At 66.5% G+C, this 14,618-nt stretch carries 16 protein-coding genes; 5 read left to right on the top strand and 11 right to left on the bottom strand.

Going from position 1 to position 14,618, the window contains the following annotated elements; all coding sequences use genetic code 11:
* Nucleotide 1: 1 nt before the first annotated feature.
* From rlmH to ABFA30_RS03120, 4 genes are read right to left on the bottom strand one after another with little or no spacing between them, the layout of a single operon-like run.
* Nucleotides 2–469 carry a 23S rRNA (pseudouridine(1915)-N(3))-methyltransferase RlmH gene (gene rlmH, locus ABFA30_RS03135; RefSeq protein WP_225788699.1) on the bottom strand — a complete coding sequence of 156 codons (468 nt, stop codon included), beginning with the start codon at nt 467–469 and terminating at the stop codon, nt 2–4.
* 9 nt (nt 470–478) lie between these two features.
* Nucleotides 479–898, bottom strand: a complete 420-nt coding sequence (gene rsfS / locus ABFA30_RS03130; protein WP_225788700.1) for a ribosome silencing factor — start codon at nt 896–898, stop codon at nt 479–481.
* 42 nt (nt 899–940) lie between these two features.
* Nucleotides 941–1,600: a nicotinate-nucleotide adenylyltransferase gene (gene nadD / locus ABFA30_RS03125; RefSeq protein ID WP_225788701.1), complete on the bottom strand. Its 660-nt coding sequence runs from the start codon at nt 1,598–1,600 to the stop codon at nt 941–943.
* A 1-nt stretch (nt 1,601) separates the two neighbouring features.
* Nucleotides 1,602–2,873 (bottom strand): glutamate-5-semialdehyde dehydrogenase, encoded by a 1,272-nt coding sequence (locus ABFA30_RS03120; RefSeq protein WP_368816119.1) that lies wholly within the window; start codon nt 2,871–2,873, stop codon nt 1,602–1,604.
* A gap of 260 nt (nt 2,874–3,133) precedes the next feature.
* On the opposite strand from ABFA30_RS03120, the gene ABFA30_RS03115 reads away from it, so the two are divergent.
* Nucleotides 3,134–3,826, top strand: coding sequence for a DNA-3-methyladenine glycosylase (locus tag ABFA30_RS03115; RefSeq protein WP_225788703.1), 693 nt, complete (start codon nt 3,134–3,136; stop codon nt 3,824–3,826).
* A gap of 4 nt (nt 3,827–3,830) precedes the next feature.
* Nucleotides 3,831–5,147 (top strand): bifunctional DedA family/phosphatase PAP2 family protein, encoded by a 1,317-nt coding sequence (locus ABFA30_RS03110; protein WP_225788704.1) that lies wholly within the window; start codon nt 3,831–3,833, stop codon nt 5,145–5,147.
* A gap of 117 nt (nt 5,148–5,264) precedes the next feature.
* Here ABFA30_RS03110 and ABFA30_RS03105 read toward each other — a convergent pair whose 3' ends face one another.
* The 3 genes from ABFA30_RS03105 to ABFA30_RS03095 are packed head-to-tail and all read right to left on the bottom strand — an operon-like array spanning nt 5,265 to nt 6,940.
* The gene (locus tag ABFA30_RS03105; protein ID WP_225788705.1) at nt 5,265–5,855 is read right to left on the bottom strand and encodes an LON peptidase substrate-binding domain-containing protein; all 591 of its coding nucleotides are present in this window, start codon (nt 5,853–5,855) and stop codon (nt 5,265–5,267) included.
* Nucleotides 5,856–5,864: 9 nt separating this feature from the next.
* Nucleotides 5,865–6,581, bottom strand: coding sequence for an LrgB family protein (locus ABFA30_RS03100; RefSeq protein ID WP_225788706.1), 717 nt, complete (start codon nt 6,579–6,581; stop codon nt 5,865–5,867).
* Complete coding sequence (locus ABFA30_RS03095) at nt 6,578–6,940, bottom strand: CidA/LrgA family protein (RefSeq protein WP_225788707.1); 363 nt, start codon at nt 6,938–6,940, stop codon at nt 6,578–6,580. The genes ABFA30_RS03100 and ABFA30_RS03095 overlap by 4 nt, the downstream gene beginning before the upstream one ends.
* A 167-nt stretch (nt 6,941–7,107) precedes the next feature.
* Between ABFA30_RS03095 and ABFA30_RS03090 the strand changes: the two genes are divergently transcribed.
* The 3 genes from ABFA30_RS03090 to ABFA30_RS03080 all read left to right on the top strand — a co-directional run bounded on the left by ABFA30_RS03090 (nt 7,108) and on the right by ABFA30_RS03080 (nt 10,107).
* Nucleotides 7,108–7,563, top strand: a complete 456-nt coding sequence (locus ABFA30_RS03090) for a MaoC family dehydratase (protein ID WP_410045140.1) — start codon at nt 7,108–7,110, stop codon at nt 7,561–7,563.
* 139 nt (nt 7,564–7,702) lie between these two features.
* A complete protein-coding gene (locus ABFA30_RS03085; protein WP_410045139.1) occupies nt 7,703–9,436 on the top strand; it encodes a C13 family peptidase in 1,734 nt (577 codons plus the stop codon).
* A gap of 26 nt (nt 9,437–9,462) precedes the next feature.
* On the top strand, nt 9,463–10,107 hold the full coding sequence (locus ABFA30_RS03080; RefSeq protein ID WP_225788710.1) for an oxidoreductase: 645 nt from the start codon (nt 9,463–9,465) through the stop codon (nt 10,105–10,107).
* A 166-nt stretch (nt 10,108–10,273) separates the two neighbouring features.
* Here ABFA30_RS03080 and ABFA30_RS03075 read toward each other — a convergent pair whose 3' ends face one another.
* The 4 genes from ABFA30_RS03075 to ABFA30_RS03060 all read right to left on the bottom strand — a co-directional run bounded on the left by ABFA30_RS03075 (nt 10,274) and on the right by ABFA30_RS03060 (nt 14,552).
* Entirely contained in the window at nt 10,274–10,561 is a 288-nt protein-coding gene (locus ABFA30_RS03075) for a YceK/YidQ family lipoprotein (protein WP_225788711.1), read from the bottom strand.
* Complete coding sequence (gene ubiX / locus ABFA30_RS03070; protein WP_410045138.1) at nt 10,558–11,187, bottom strand: flavin prenyltransferase UbiX; 630 nt, start codon at nt 11,185–11,187, stop codon at nt 10,558–10,560. The genes ABFA30_RS03075 and ubiX overlap by 4 nt, the downstream gene beginning before the upstream one ends.
* The gene (mpl, locus tag ABFA30_RS03065) at nt 11,184–12,533 is read right to left on the bottom strand and encodes a UDP-N-acetylmuramate:L-alanyl-gamma-D-glutamyl-meso-diaminopimelate ligase (protein WP_410045137.1); all 1,350 of its coding nucleotides are present in this window, start codon (nt 12,531–12,533) and stop codon (nt 11,184–11,186) included. The genes ubiX and mpl overlap by 4 nt, the downstream gene beginning before the upstream one ends.
* Before the next feature lie 66 nt (nt 12,534–12,599).
* A complete protein-coding gene (locus tag ABFA30_RS03060) occupies nt 12,600–14,552 on the bottom strand; it encodes a sigma-54-dependent Fis family transcriptional regulator (RefSeq protein WP_253079883.1) in 1,953 nt (650 codons plus the stop codon).
* Nucleotides 14,553–14,618: the final 66 nt, after the last annotated feature.

The raw sequence follows: 14,618 nt of genomic DNA, 5'->3' as shown, positions 1-14,618 counted from the left end.
CTCATTTGTGGTAGGGGTGCCCGGACAGCACGGTCCAGGCGCGGTAGATCTGTTCGCCGATCAGTATCCTTACCAGCGGATGCGGCAGGGTCAGCGGCGACAGCGACCAGCGTTGTTCGCTGCGCGCGCAGACTTCCGGCGCCAGGCCCTCGGGGCCGCCCACCATGAGGTTGACCGTGCGCGCATCCAGGCGCCAGCGGTCCAGCTCGCTCGCCAGTTGCTCGGTGCTCCAGGGCTTGCCATGGACCTCGAGGGTGACGATGCGCTCCCCCGGCTGCACCTTGGCCAGCATGGCCTCGCCCTCCTGGCGGATCAGACGGGCGACGTCGGCGTTCTTGCCACGGGTGTTCAGCGGGATTTCCACCAGCTCGAGCGGCAGCTCCGGGGGCAGGCGCTTGGCATACTCATGCCAACCGTCCTCGACCCAGCGGGGCATGCGCGAGCCGACCGCGATCAGGCGCAGGCGCACGGCGCGACCTCAGCCCCGGTCCTTGAGGTTTTCGGCGTAGCTGTGGGTGTTCTCCGGGCTGTGGTGCTTGCCATCGGCGGAGCGGCTCTGCTCGGCCCCCAGCCACAGGCGCTCGAGGTCGTAGAACTGGCGCGCAGCGGCGGTCATCATGTGCACGATGACGTCGTTGAGGTCCAGCAGGACCCAGTCGCTGTCGCCCTTGCCTTCCTCGCCCAGGGGCTGCACGCCCTGCTGCTTGACGATCTCGCGGACCTTCTCGGCCATCGCGTTGATCTGCCGGTTGGAAGTACCGGTGGCGATGATCATGTAGTCGGTCAGGCTGTGCTTGTCGCGCACGTCGATGACCTGGATGTCCTGGGCCTTGACTTCTTCCAGGGCCGATTTGGCCATGTTGACCAATTCTTCGCCGTTGATTTTCTGCTTGCTCATAAGAAACTCGTTCAACTCATTGAATGAGGCGCCTGGGCGCCGTCAGTGCGACGCACGGTAAAGGTCGTGCGCCTCGATATAGGCCAGTACTGCGTCCGGCACCAGGAACCGCACCGACTTGCCGCTGGCCAGCAGCTGTCGGATCTGTGTGGCCGACACCGCGAGCGGCGTCTGCCAGACGAACGAAATGTGCCCCGCCGGGCCGGACATGGCGGTGGGATCGCTCTCCGAGCGCGCCGCCAGCAGGTTGCGCAGCTCGTCAGGGGGTTCGACATCGGCATCCGGGCGTTGCAGCACCAGGATGTGACAGTGTTGCAGCAGCTCCTCCCAGCGATGCCAGCCGGGCAGGCCGCAGAACGCGTCCCAGCCCAGCACCAGGAACAGCTGGTCGTCGGCGTCCAGTTCGGCGCGGATCGACTCGAGCGTATCGATGGTGTACGACGGCTTGTCGCGGGCCAGCTCACGGGCATCCACGCTCAGCCGCCCGACGCCCTGCACCGCGCTGCGCACCATGGCCAGGCGGTCCTGTGCCTGCACCTGGGGAGTGTCGCGGTGTGGCGGCCGGGCGTTGGGCAACAGGCGCAGCTCGTCCAGTTCCATGAGCTCGGCCACCTCCAGCGCGCTGCGCAGGTGGCCGATGTGCACGGGGTCGAAGGTGCCACCGAGAATGCCGATGCGCCGGACTGCCTGGGCCTTGCTCAACTCAGCAGGACTCCTGGCCGCGCAATTGGCCGTCGCCGATCACCAGGTACTTCTCGCAGGTCAGGCCTTCCAGGCCGACCGGGCCACGGGCGTGCAGCTTGTCGGTGGAAATGCCGATTTCCGCGCCCAGGCCGTACTCGAAGCCGTCGGCGAAGCAGGTCGGCGCATTGAGCATCACCGACGCCGAGTCGACCTCGGCCATGAAGCGCCGGGCCTGGCCCTGGTGCTCGGTGATGATCGCATCGGTGTGGTGCGAGCCGTAGTGGTTGATGTGCTCGATGGCCTGGTCCAGGCCGTCGACCACGCGGATCGACAGGATCGCCGCCAGGTACTCGGTGTGCCAGTCATCTTCGCTGGCAGGCTTGGCCTCGATGATCGCCTGGGTGCGCGGGCAACCGCGCAGCTCGACGCCCTTCGCCTGGAAGCGACGGGCCATTTCCGGGAGGAAGGCCTCGGCGACGCTGGCATCGACCAGCAGGGTCTCCATGGCGCCGCAGATGCCGTAGCGGTAGGTCTTGGCGTTGAAGGCCACGCTCCAGGCCTTGTCCAGGTCGGCATGCTGGTCGACATACACGTGGCAGATACCATCCAGGTGCTTGATCACCGGCACCCGGGCATCGCGGCTGATGCGCTCGATCAGGCCACGGCCACCGCGCGGGACGATGACGTCGACGAACTCTGGCATGCTGATCAGCGCCCCCACCGCCTCGCGGTCGGTGGTCTCGACCACCTGGACTACCGCGGCCGGCAAGCCGGCTTCGGCCAGGCCGCGCTGGATGCAGGCGGCGATGGCGCGGTTGGAGTGGATGGCCTCGGAACCGCCGCGCAGGATGGTGGCGTTGCCGGACTTCAGGCACAGGCTGGCCGCGTCGATGGTCACGTTCGGCCGCGACTCGTAGATGATCCCGATCACCCCGAGCGGTACGCGCATCTTGCCGACCTGGATGCCCGACGGGCGGTAGCTCATGTCGCGGATGGCACCGACCGGGTCTGGCAGGCCAGCCACCTGGCGCAGACCGGTGATCATGCCGTCGATGCGAGCCGGGGTCAGCGCCAGGCGGTCGAGCAGGGCGGGTTCCAGGCCATTGGCGCGGCCGGCGGCCAGGTCCAGTTCGTTGGCTGCGCCGAGCTCGGCGCGGGCGGCGTCCAGCGCCTCGGCGGCGGCCTGCAGGGCACGGTTCTTCTGCGCGGTACTGGCACGACCGATCACGCGCGAGGCAGCGCGGGCGGCGCGACCCAGGCGGGTCATGTAGTCAAGAACGGACTCAGTCATGGGCTCGGTGTCTTGGCAAAGGGGAAATCGGCTGATTATAACTGGCACGCTCGGGTACGCCCAGCGGCGGGAGGCGGATGGTAGAAAATGGCCGACGGGAACAGGCAGGAAAGATGTAACCGGCCTTATCGAAATCGCTCCTTCGCGGGCCCCCTGCAGGATTTGGCCAATGCTGGGGGCGCGAAGCGACCCCATCGGTTCAGCCGCGCGCCAGCCAATAGTTGCTATCATCCCCAGCTTCACCACCACGAACCGACAGTATGCAAGATCCAGCCCCCTGCCCGGCCCGTGCCCTGCCCGACAGCTTCTTCGACCGCGACGCCCAGACCCTGGCCAAGGCCCTGCTGGGCAAGGTCATCCGCCACCGCCACGGCGACCTCTGGCTGGCCGCGCGGATCATCGAGACCGAAGCCTACTACCTGACCGACAAGGGCAGCCACGCCTCGCTCGGCTATACGGAAAAACGCAAGGCCCTGTTCCTCGACGGTGGCCACATCTACATGTACTACGCCCGTGGCGGCGACTCGCTGAACTTCAGCGCCCAAGGCCCGGGCAACGCGGTGCTGATCAAGTCCGCCTACCCCTGGGTGGACGCCATCTCCGATGCCAACAGCCTGGCGCAGATGCAGTTGAACAACCCCGACGCCAGTGGCAACCTGCGCCCGGCCGAGCGCCTGTGCGCCGGCCAGACCCTGCTGTGCCGGGCCATGGGCCTGAAGGTGCCGAACTGGGACGCCAGGCGCTTCGACCCCGAGCACCTGTACGTCGAGGACTGCGGCATCCCGGTACCGCGCGTGGTCCAGACCACCCGCCTGGGCATCCCCCACGGCCGCGACGAACACCTGCCCTACCGCTTCGTGGATGCCGAGTTCGCCCGCTTCTGCACGCGCAACCCGCTGCGCCGGGGCCAGGTCGAAGGACGCGACTTCTTCATCCTCGAACAAGGAAGCTGACACCATGGGCCAATGGCTCGACAGCCTGACCGGCTGGCTCAGCGCCAACCCGCAGTGGCTTGGCCTGGCAATTTTCCTGATCGCCTGCGTGGAGTGCCTGGCCATCGCCGGCATCATCGTACCGGGTACCGTCCTGCTGTTCGCTGTCGCCATGCTCGCCGGCAGCGGCGGCTTCAGCCTGGGCGAAACCCTGCTGCTGGGGCTGCTCGGCGGCCTGTTGGGGGACGCCTTGTCGTATGGGCTCGGCAAGTATTTCCACCAGAACATCCGGCGCCTGCCATTGCTGCGCCATCATCCGGAGTGGATCGGCAGCGCCGAAGCCTATTTCCACCGCTATGGCATCGCCAGCCTGCTGGTGGGGCGTTTCATCGGCCCGCTGCGGCCGATGCTGCCGATGGTCGCCGGCATGTTCGACATGCCGCTGCCGCGCTTCATCGCCGTCAGCCTGGTGGCCGGCGCCGGCTGGTCGGTGGCCTACCTGCTGCCCGGCTGGGCCACCGGAGCGGCCATGCGTCTGCCCTTGCCGGAGGGGTTCTGGCTGGATGCCGGTATCATCGCCGGCACCCTGGCCGTGGTGATCGGCCTGAGCCTGGGCAGCAGCCTGCGCGACCAGCGCCATGGCACCCGGCTGATCGCCGGCCTGAGCCTGATCGCCCTGGTGGCCTTGTTCCTCGGCTGGCCCCACCTGCACGAGTTCGACCAGGGCGTGATGACCCTGGTCCAGGAGCATCGCAGCCAGGCCATCGACAGCGCCGTGGTGCTGGTCACCCGGCTGGGCGACTTCCGCACCCAGTTGTTCCTTGGCGCCCTGCTCACTGGCCTTCTGCTGCTAGCACGGCAATGGCGTCATGCCTTGCTCGCTGGCAGCGCGCTGATGGGCACGGCGATCGCCAATGGCACGCTGAAATGGCTGTTCGCCCGGGCTCGTCCAGAAGTGCTGAGCGATCCGCTGACCAGCTACAGCATGCCCAGCGGGCACAGTTCGGCATCGTTCGCGTTCTTCCTGGTGATGGCATTGCTGGCTGGTCGTGGCCAACCGCCACGCATGCGCCTGACCTGGGTGCTGCTGGGCAGCCTGCCGGCCTTGGCGATCGCCCTGTCGCGGGTCTACCTGGGTGCGCACTGGCCCACCGACATCCTGGCCGGGGGGCTGCTGGCCTGCTGCGTGTGCGCACTCAGCCTGACCCTGGTGCAGCACCGCCAGCCGCTGGGTGCCTTGCCGCCACGGGTGTGGTGGCTGGTGTTGCCGGCCTGTATCGCCCTGATGGCGTTCTTCGCCTTGTACGCCCTGCCCCAGGCACTGTTGCGCTACCAGTACTGAAGGTCAGCGTCGCTCTTTTCGCGGGCAAGCCCGCTCCCACAAGTACAGCGCCGCTTTCAAGGGCTGCGGTGAACCTGTGGGAGCGGGCTTGCCCGCGAAAGGTGCGACGCAAAACACTCAGGCGAACAATTCACCCTGGATGCGCTCGAGCAGGGTCTGGATCGCCTCCAGTCGCTGCTGCGGCGAGTCGATCGCCAGCAGGTCGAGCTTGTCCTCTTCCATGAACGGCAACAGGTAGGCCAACTGGTTGGCCAGGGATTGCCTACCCTCCACTGGCCGTGGCATGTCCAGCGCCGCCACCATGGGGTGCTCACCCAAGGCCTGGAGCAACGCCAGCAGGTCGTGGTCCTGTTCGGCCAGGGCGCTGTCCGCCAGCTCCGGCAGCCAGTGCACCTCGCCGACCACGAGCTGGTCCTTTTGCACTTCGGTGCGCTCCACCCGGAAACGCCGCACACCTTCCACGCGAATACCCAGCAGGCCGTTGTCCTGCTGCTCGAAATCGCGGATCAACGCTTCGCAACCGACCGAAGCCACCGCTGGCGGCGCCTTGCCCACCTGCTCGCCTTCGAGGATGCACACCACGCCGAAGCCGCCGCCCTGCTTCATGCAGCGGCCGATCATGTCCAGGTAGCGCGCTTCGAAGATCTGCAGGTCGAGCATGCAGCCGGGAAACAACACGGTATTGAGGGGAAACAGCGGTAGCATCATCTCGATTCCTCAAGCCACCAGGCTGACCGCCAACGGCAGGAATACCGCCGTGGCCACCCCCATCAGGCTCATCGCCAACGCGGCGAAGGCGCCGCATTCGTCACTTTCCTGCAAGGCCACCGACGTGCCCACCGCATGGGCGGTCACGCCCAGCGACATGCCGCGCGCCTCGGGGCTGAGCACACCGAAGCGAGTCAGCAGCGCCGGCCCGAAGATCGCCCCGATCACCCCGGTGATCAGCACGAACACCGCCGCCAGGGCCGCCACCCCGCCGATCTGCTCGGCCACCAGCATGGCGATCGGCGATGTCACCGACTTCGGCGCCATGGTCATCAGGATCATGTGTTCGGCACCGAACCACGCACCCAGCAACAGGCAGGCCACGGTGGCGAACAGACCTCCGACTACCAGCGTAGTAAATGTCGGCCAGAACAGTTGGCGGATCCGCCGCAGGTTGAGGTAGAGCGGCACGGCCAGGGCCACCGTGGCGGGGCCCAGGAGGATGTTGAGGATCTCGGTGCTTTTGCGATATTCGGCGTAGTCGATGCCACAGCCCAGCAACACACCGATGACCAGCAGCATCGACACCAGCACCGGCTGCAGGAAGATCCAGCGGGTCTTCTCGTAGGCGGCCAGCACCACCTGGTAGGCGCCCAGGGTGATACCGATGCCGAACAGCGGATGGTGGATGACCGCATCGAGCGCGCCCTGCCAGTCGAGCATCATGGCTGCTCCTTGCGCTTGCCATGGCGCTGCATGAGCCTTTGCATCAGCACCCCGACGAAGACCAGGGTCACCAGGCAAGAGATCACCAGGGCACCGACGATGGCCCAGAAGTCCGCGGCGATGTCCCTGGCGTAGACCATCACACCGACCGCCGGTGGCACCAGCAGCAGCGGCAGGTAGCGCAACAGGCTGGTGGACGCCTCGTTCAGTGGCTTGCCGACCTCGCCACGCAGCATCAGGAACACCAGCAACAGCAGCAGGCCGATGATCGGCCCTGGCAGGATCGGCAGCAGCAGATGATTGATCGCCGTGCCCAGCAGTTGAAACAACACCAGCCAGGTCAAACCGCGCAACAGCATAGGGATCTCCTTCGAGCGTTGCCGCCATTATAAGCACGCTAAACCACGCCTATAAGCCGATATACAGCGAAAAGCGGTCAGCTTGACTGAAACGGTTCGCCGTGCTGATCTTGCACTTTCGTACCAGATCAAGCTTTTCGAACAGCAAGACAACCTGGAGAGTCGCGATGCCCTATGTACCCGTTGCAGCGCTATCGCAGTATGTCGGCAAGGAACTGGGACGTTCCGACTGGCTGACGATCGATCAGCAGCGTATCGACCTGTTCGCCGAAGCCACTGGCGATTTCCAGTTCATCCATGTCGATCCCGAGAAGGCGGCGCAAACCCCGTTCGGCACCACCATCGCCCACGGTTTCCTGACCCTGTCGCTGATCCCCAAGCTGATGGAGGACATCCTGGTACTGCCCGAAGGCCTGAAGATGGTGATCAACTACGGCCTGGACAGCGTGCGCTTCATCCAGCCGGTGAAGGTGGACAGCAAGGTGCGGCTCAAGGTCGAGCTGAGCGATGCCAGCGAAAAGAAACCGGGGCAATGGCTGCTCAAGGCCATCGCCACCCTGGAGATCGAGAGCGAGGAGAAACCGGCCTATATCGCCGAGTCCCTGTCGCTCTGCTTTGTCTAGTGGTGGGTCAGTCGAGCGAGGTGTTGTGATGTGAGGGCCGCGTCGCGAAAGGGGCGCGAAGCGGCCCTAATTGCTCACTGCCTGTCTCCAACCACCTGTTCTGCGGCATACTCGGCAGATCTTTTGCCTGGATCCCGCCATGCGTCCACTGCTGCCCCTCGCGCTGTTACTGCTGCTCGCCGCCTGCGGCGACGGCGAACCCCTGTCGCCGCCGGATGCCCGCCTGCCCGATGGCGGCCGCTACCGCGGCGAGGTGATCGATGGCCTGTTGCAGGGCGAAGGGCGCATCGACTATCCCAATGGCAGCTGGTACGCCGGGACCTTCAAGGATGGCCAGTGGCACGGCCAGGGCAAGTGGCACGGCAGCAACGGCGAGGTCTATCGGGGCCAGTTCGCCGAGGGGCTGTTCCATGGGCTGGGCGACCTGACCACCCCCGGCAGCCATTATGCCGGCACCTTCAAGCATGGCCGGCGCGATGGCGAAGGCACCCTCCGGCAGAACGACCAGACCTATCGCGGCCAGTTCAAGGACGACCAGTACGAAGGCGCCGGCCAGCTGGAACTGGCCGACGGCAGCCGCTACCAGGGCCTGTTCGCCAAGGGCAAGCCCAACGGCGCCGGCGTGCGCAGCGACGCCAGCGGCAACCAGTTCAGCGGCCGTTTCGTCGATGGCCTGCTGCAAGGCAGCGGCACCTACGACAGCGTCGAGGGCGAGCAGTACATCGGCGAGTTCAAGGACAACCGCCTGGAAGGCCGGGGCCGCTACGAGAACGCCGACGGCGATGTGTGGATCGGCAACTTCAAGGACGGCTCGCTCGATGGCGAGGGCGAATTGCTCGGCAGCGACGGCAGCCGCTACAAGGGCCACTTCCGTGACTGGCGCTTTTCCGGCAAGGGCCACCTGCTGCTGGCCGACGGCACCCAGTACATCGGCGGTTTCGCCAACGACGCCTACCAGGGCCGTGGACGCCTGACCCTCCCGGGTGGGCGGGTCGAAAGCGGCTACTGGATCAACGGCGTGCGCGTGCGCGACGAAAAGGGCAGGCTGCTGCCCGACCCGCTCGACCTGGCCCTGCTCAACCAGGGCCGGCTGCTACAGGAGGCCCTGGCCAAGGTGCCGAGCTCGGTCCCGCCGATCCAGTTGTACAGCCTGGTCGTGGCCGGCGATGGGCAGCAGAGCGTGTTCCTGCGCGAGGCCGACTACGTCAGCAACATGCTCCGGGTACGCTTCGGGGCTCGCGGCCAGGTGACGCTGGTCAACCACCGCGACCACCTGAGCGACCGGCCCATGGCCACCCGCGAGAACCTCACCCGCGCCGCCCAGACCCTGGCCGAGCGCAGCGGCCCGGAAGACCTGGTGTTCATCTACCTGACCAGCCACGGCAGCCCGGATCACCAGTTGGTGCTCGACCAGCCGCGCCTGCAACTGGCCGACCTCTCCGCCGACGAACTGGCCGGCGCCCTGGCACCACTGAAGGACCGCGACAAGATAATCGTCATCTCCGCCTGCTATTCAGGGGGCTACATCGCCCCGCTCAAGGACGACCGGACCCTGATCATGACTGCGGCACGCCCCGACCGGGTGTCCTTCGGCTGCTCGGAAGAGGCCGACTTCACCTATTTCGGCGACGCCCTGTTCGCCGAGGCGCTGAACCAGACGGACGACCTGAAACAGGCGTTCGAACTGGCCCGCCGCAGCGTTGCCGAACGTGAAAGGAGGGAAGGCTTCGAAGCCTCGGAGCCGCAGCTCTGGGCGCCGCCAACGGTCCTTGCGCACTGGCAGCGATTGCGCCAGCAGCAAGCCGAGGAAGCCTTGCGCAACAAGGCACAGCCAACCGCGGGTGGGCAGGCGAAAACGCCGGGCACCCACTAAGCTGTGTGTAAAAGGGGAGAGACATCATGTACTTGACGCCTCAGCATGTCCTGCTTGCCGGAGCCACGGGCCTGACGGGTGAACACCTGCTCGACCGCCTGCTCAACGAACCCACCATCAGCCGGGTGCTGGCACCTACCCGCCGGCCACTGGCCGAGCACCCGCACCTGGAAAACCCCGTGGGCGACCCGGCCGTGTTTCTCCCACAGTTGGCCGGGCGTGTCGACATCGCCTTCTGCTGCCTGGGCACCACGCTCAAGCAAGCCGGCTCCGAGTCGGCCTTCCGCGCCGTCGACCTGGACATGGTGGTGGCCTTCAGCAAGCGCGCGCGGGAACTGGGGGCTCGCCATCTGCTGGTGGTCAGCGCCATCGGTGCCGATCCCAAGTCGTCGATCTTCTATAACCGGGTCAAGGGCGAGATGGAAGAAGCGCTCAAGGCCCAGGATTGGCCACAACTGACCATCGTCCGGCCCTCGCTGTTGCTGGGCGAGCGCCTGGAGCCACGGCTGGGCGAACGCCTGGCCGCACCGCTGTCGCGATTGATACCGGGCAAGTACCGGGGGATCGAGGCCTGCACCCTGGCCCGAGCGCTGTGGCGCCTGGCGCTGGAGGAAGAAGACGGGGTGCGCATCGTCGAGTCGGATGAGTTGCGCAAGCTGGGCAGGAAATAAGTCAGTTACACGTATTGGGGCCGCTTTGCAGCCCATCGCCAGTAAACTGAAGTCCCACAAGGTTCTGCGCCGACCTCAGGAGCGGCGCAGTCTCTATGGGAGCAGCTTGCCAGCGATAGGGCGCGAAGCGGCCCCAAGTGACAGCTGCAACACTTGGCTGATGGGCTCAAAGCCCGCCAGTAGCCTGAAAGCCAATCCCCAACGCCGTCAGCAACGACAATGGCAACAACAAGGTGTCGAGCAACAGGCTCCCCGGCAGATCCCACCCAGGATACGCCGGTGCCTGCGCCCCGAAGCGGTCCTCGGGGCAACACCCACCCTTGAGTGCATACAGGTCCAGCCGCGTCCCGGCATACACCACCGGCGTTCCCGGCTTGTTGGCATCCAGCGTGCGCACGGTCGCGCAGCCACCGAGCAGGGCCAGCACCAGCAGCCCTGCCAGCGCCCGCCTCAATCGTCGATCCCGAGGTGGTGCTCACCCCAGCGCGGCAGCATGTCCTGGGGGATGTTCAACAGGTTGAGGATGCGCGCCACGACGAAATCGACCAGGTCGTCGATGGTCTGCGGCTGGTGATAGAAGCCCGGCGCCGCCGGCAGGATCACCGCGCCCATCTGCGACAGCTTGAGCATGTTCTCCAGGTGAATGGTCGACAACGGCGCCTCGCGCGGAACCAGGATCAACTGCCGACGCTCTTTCAAGGTGACGTCGGCCGCCCGTTCGATCAGGTTGTTGCAGGCCCCCGTGGCGATGGCCGACAAGGTCCCGGTGGAACACGGCACCACCACCATGGCCGCCGGCGCGCCAGACCCTGAAGCCACGGGCGACATCCAGTCCTCCTTGCCATAGACACGGATCTGCCCGTCGGCGGCACCGGTGTATTCGGTCAGGAACGCCTGCATCGCCTGGGGCTTGGCCGGCAGCAATACATCAGTCTCGGTGGACATCACCAGTTGCGCAGCCTTGGAGACGAGGAAATGCACCTCACGGTCCTCGCGCACCAGGCAGTCGAGCAGGCGCAGCCCATACTGCGCCCCCGAGGCACCGGTCATGGCCAGGGTGATGCGCTCCGGCCCACTCATGCCAGGGCCTCGGCCAGCTTGCCGTGCAGGCCGCCAAAACCGCCGTTGCTCATGATCACCACATGGGTGCCTGGGCGGGCCTGGCCCTTGATGCGCTCGATGATCGCCTCGAGGCTGTCGGCCACCACCGCCGGCACCTTGCACTGGGCGGCAGTGCTGGCCAGGTCCCAGCCCAGGTTGGGCGGGGCGTACCAGATCACCTGGTCGGCCGCCTCGACGCTTTCTGGCAGCCCTTCGCGGTGGGCACCAAGCTTCATGGAGTTGGAACGCGGCTCGATCACGGCGATCACCGGCGCTTCGCCGACACGCTTGCGCAGGCCGTCGAGGGTGGTGGCGATGGCGGTCGGATGATGGGCGAAATCGTCGTAGATGGTCACGCCCTGGACCTCGGCCACCTTCTCCATACGCCGCTTGACGCTCTTGAACGCACTCAACCCCTCGATGCCCATGGCCGGCGCCACGCCCACGTGGCGGGCGGCGGCCAGGGTGGCCAGGGCATTGGCCACGTTGTGCTGGCCGGTCAGTTCCCACTCGACCACGCCCTGGGCCTCGCCTTCGAACAGCACCTCGAAGCGCGAGCCATCGGCGCTGAGCAAGCGCGCCTGCCACTGGCCGCCCTCGCCGGTGGTCTGCACCGGGGTCCAGCAGCCCATGCCGATCACCCGTTTCAGAGCCGGTTCGGTGGTCGGGTGGATGACCAGGCCCTCGCTGGGAATCGTCCGTACCAAGTGGTGGAACTGCCGCTCGATGGACGCCAGGTCAGGGAAGATGTCCGCATGATCGAACTCAAGGTTGTTGAGGATCGCGGTGCGTGGATGGTAATGCACGAACTTCGAGCGCTTGTCGAAGAAAGCACTGTCGTATTCGTCTGCCTCGACCACGAAGAACGGTGTCTCGCCCAGGCGCGCCGACACCGAGAAGTTCTGCGGCACGCCGCCGATCAAAAAGCCCGGGCTCATGCCGGCATGCTCCAGGACCCAGGCCAGCATGCTGCTGGTGGTGGTCTTGCCATGGGTGCCGGCCACGGCCAGCACCCAGCGCCCCTGCAGCACGTGATCGGCCAGCCACTGGGGGCCGGAGACATAGGGCAGGCCCTTGTTCAGCACGTATTCCACGGCCGGGTTGCCCCGCGACATGGCGTTGCCGATCACCACCAGGTCCGGCGCCGGCTGCAGTTGGGCCGGGTCATAGCCTTGGGTCAGTTCGATGCCCTGGGCCTGCAGTTGCGTGCTCATCGGCGGATAGACGTTGGCGTCGGAGCCAGTGACCCGATGGCCCAGCTCCTTGGCCAGCACCGCCAGCGAACCCATGAAAGTGCCGCAAATACCGAGAATGTGAATGTGCATGGTCGACCTCGCAAAACATCGAGGCAGGGTAGCCCAGGGCGAGGGAAATCGCACCCGCTGTTTCGCTTACCCGGCCCTGGCGATGCCGTGCTTGCGCAGTTTCCGATACAAGGTATTGCGGCTGATGCCCAGGTGTTCGGCGACGTGGGTCATGTGCCAGCGTTTTGCCTCGAGCACGGCCAGCAGCGCGTCCCGCTCGACGTCCTCGAGGGTTACTGGGCCACCGTGGGGCTGGCCAGCCATGACAAGGGGCTCGCCCTCGTTCGCGGGCAAGCCCGCTGCCACGGGCGTAGCGTCGTGTTTCACGATCGGCGGCAGGTCGGCATGCTCGATGCGATGGTCTTCGCACAACGCCACCAGGGTGCGCAGCACATTGCGCATCTGTCGCACGTTCCCCGGCCAGGCGAAGTCCAGCAGGGCCTGGCGCGCGGCCGGCGCGATCCCGATAGGCAGCCCGTCTGCCTCCTGCGCCAGGAGAAAGTCCAGCAACTGCGCCTTGTCGCTGCGCTCGCGCAAGGCCGGGAGCGCCACCTCCAGGCCATTGAGGCGGTAATACAGGTCTTCGCGGAAACTCCCCTGCTCCACCCGCTCCAGCAGGTCGCGGTGGGTGGCACTGATGATCCGTACATCCACCGCTTGCGGCTCACCGCCGATGGGCACCACCCGGCGCTCCTCCAGCACCCGCAGCAGGCGGGTCTGCAAGGCCAGGGGCATGTCGCCGATCTCGTCCAGCAGCAGCGTGCCGCCATCGGCCTGGAGCAGCTTACCGCGCATGCCCTCCTTGCGTGCCCCGGTGAAACTGCCGCCGCGATAGCCGAACAGCTCGCTCTCGATCAGGCTCTCGGGGATCGAGGCACAGTTGATCGCCACGAAGGCCTTGTCCCGGCGATCACTGGCCTGGTGCACCGCCTGGGCGAACGCCTCCTTGCCACAGCCGGTCTCGCCACGCAGCAGCAGCGGCACGTCTCGCTCGAAGACCCGCACGGCACGGCGGAAATCGTTCTGCAGGGCCGGGTCGAGCAAGCACAGGGCGGGCTGCGGCACAGCCTTGGCCAACGGCGCGGCAGGCGGTACCGACCACGCCGGCGTGTGCGCCTGGCCGCGCAGGCTGGCGAATACCCGCCGGCCATCGCGGGTGTGCAATGGCCAGGCCGCGCAGCCCTGGGGCGTGGCGCGGCTGAACAGTTCGTCGTGGCTGCAGGCGAAGAACATGTCCACCGGCTTGCCCAGCACACCGCCACGGATGGTGCCCAGCAGGTTCAGGGCGCCCTGGTTGACCGCGCAGATCCGCCCGTCGCCGTCGAACGCCAGCAAACCCTCGCTGAACAACCCGACCGATTCGGCCTGCAGGTGAAAGCGCAACAGCCACTGGTGTTCGAAATGGCGCAGGAAATAGCAGCCTTCGATCATCTTCGCCGAGAGGTTGACCAGGGCCATGGTATGGAACTGGCTCTGGCGCGACACGTCTGGCCGCGCCGAGGAAACATCGAGCACCGCCAGCAGCTCGCCGTGGGGGTCGAACACCGGGCTCGCCGAGCAGGTCAGGCCGGTGTGGCGGCCGCGAAAATGCTCGTCCTGGTGGATGGTCAGGGCCTGGCGCTCGACCAGGCAGGTGCCGATGCCATTGGTGCCCTCGCGGGCCTCGCTCCAATCGGCGCCCAGCCACAGCCCGGCACGCTCGAAGATGCGCCGCTCGGTGGGCGCGGTGACACAGTTGAGGATCACCCCGCGGGCATCGGTCAGCAGTACCGCATGGCCAGAGCCGGAAAGCTGCTGGTGCAGGCTGTTCATCTCGCTGTCGGCGATCTGCAGCACCTGGCGCAGGCGCTCGCGGCTCTCCAGCAGGCGGCCGTGTTCCAGCACCACGGGGGCCTGGGCCAAGGCTGGGTCGAGGTGATAGTCCTCCAGGCAGCGCAGCCAGGAGCGGGCGATCGATGGGTCGCTGCCCGGCCCGCTGGCCTGGCCGCGGGCGACCGTGAGCACCTGGTGGGCATGGCGGCTGAAAGGGTTGCTCTGCATTAGTTGTTGTTCTCCGCAGATAGAGCGTCCTGCCAGCATCCTCTACCTGGGAAGGCTTTGCAATGG

It is taken from the genome of Pseudomonas sp. HLMP (genome assembly GCF_046365545.1).
Taxonomy (GTDB): Bacteria; Pseudomonadota; Gammaproteobacteria; order Pseudomonadales; family Pseudomonadaceae; genus Aquipseudomonas; species Aquipseudomonas guariconensis_B.
The sequence above is the reverse complement of the archived record's forward strand: the minus strand, read 5'-3'. Positions and strand labels throughout refer to the sequence as shown.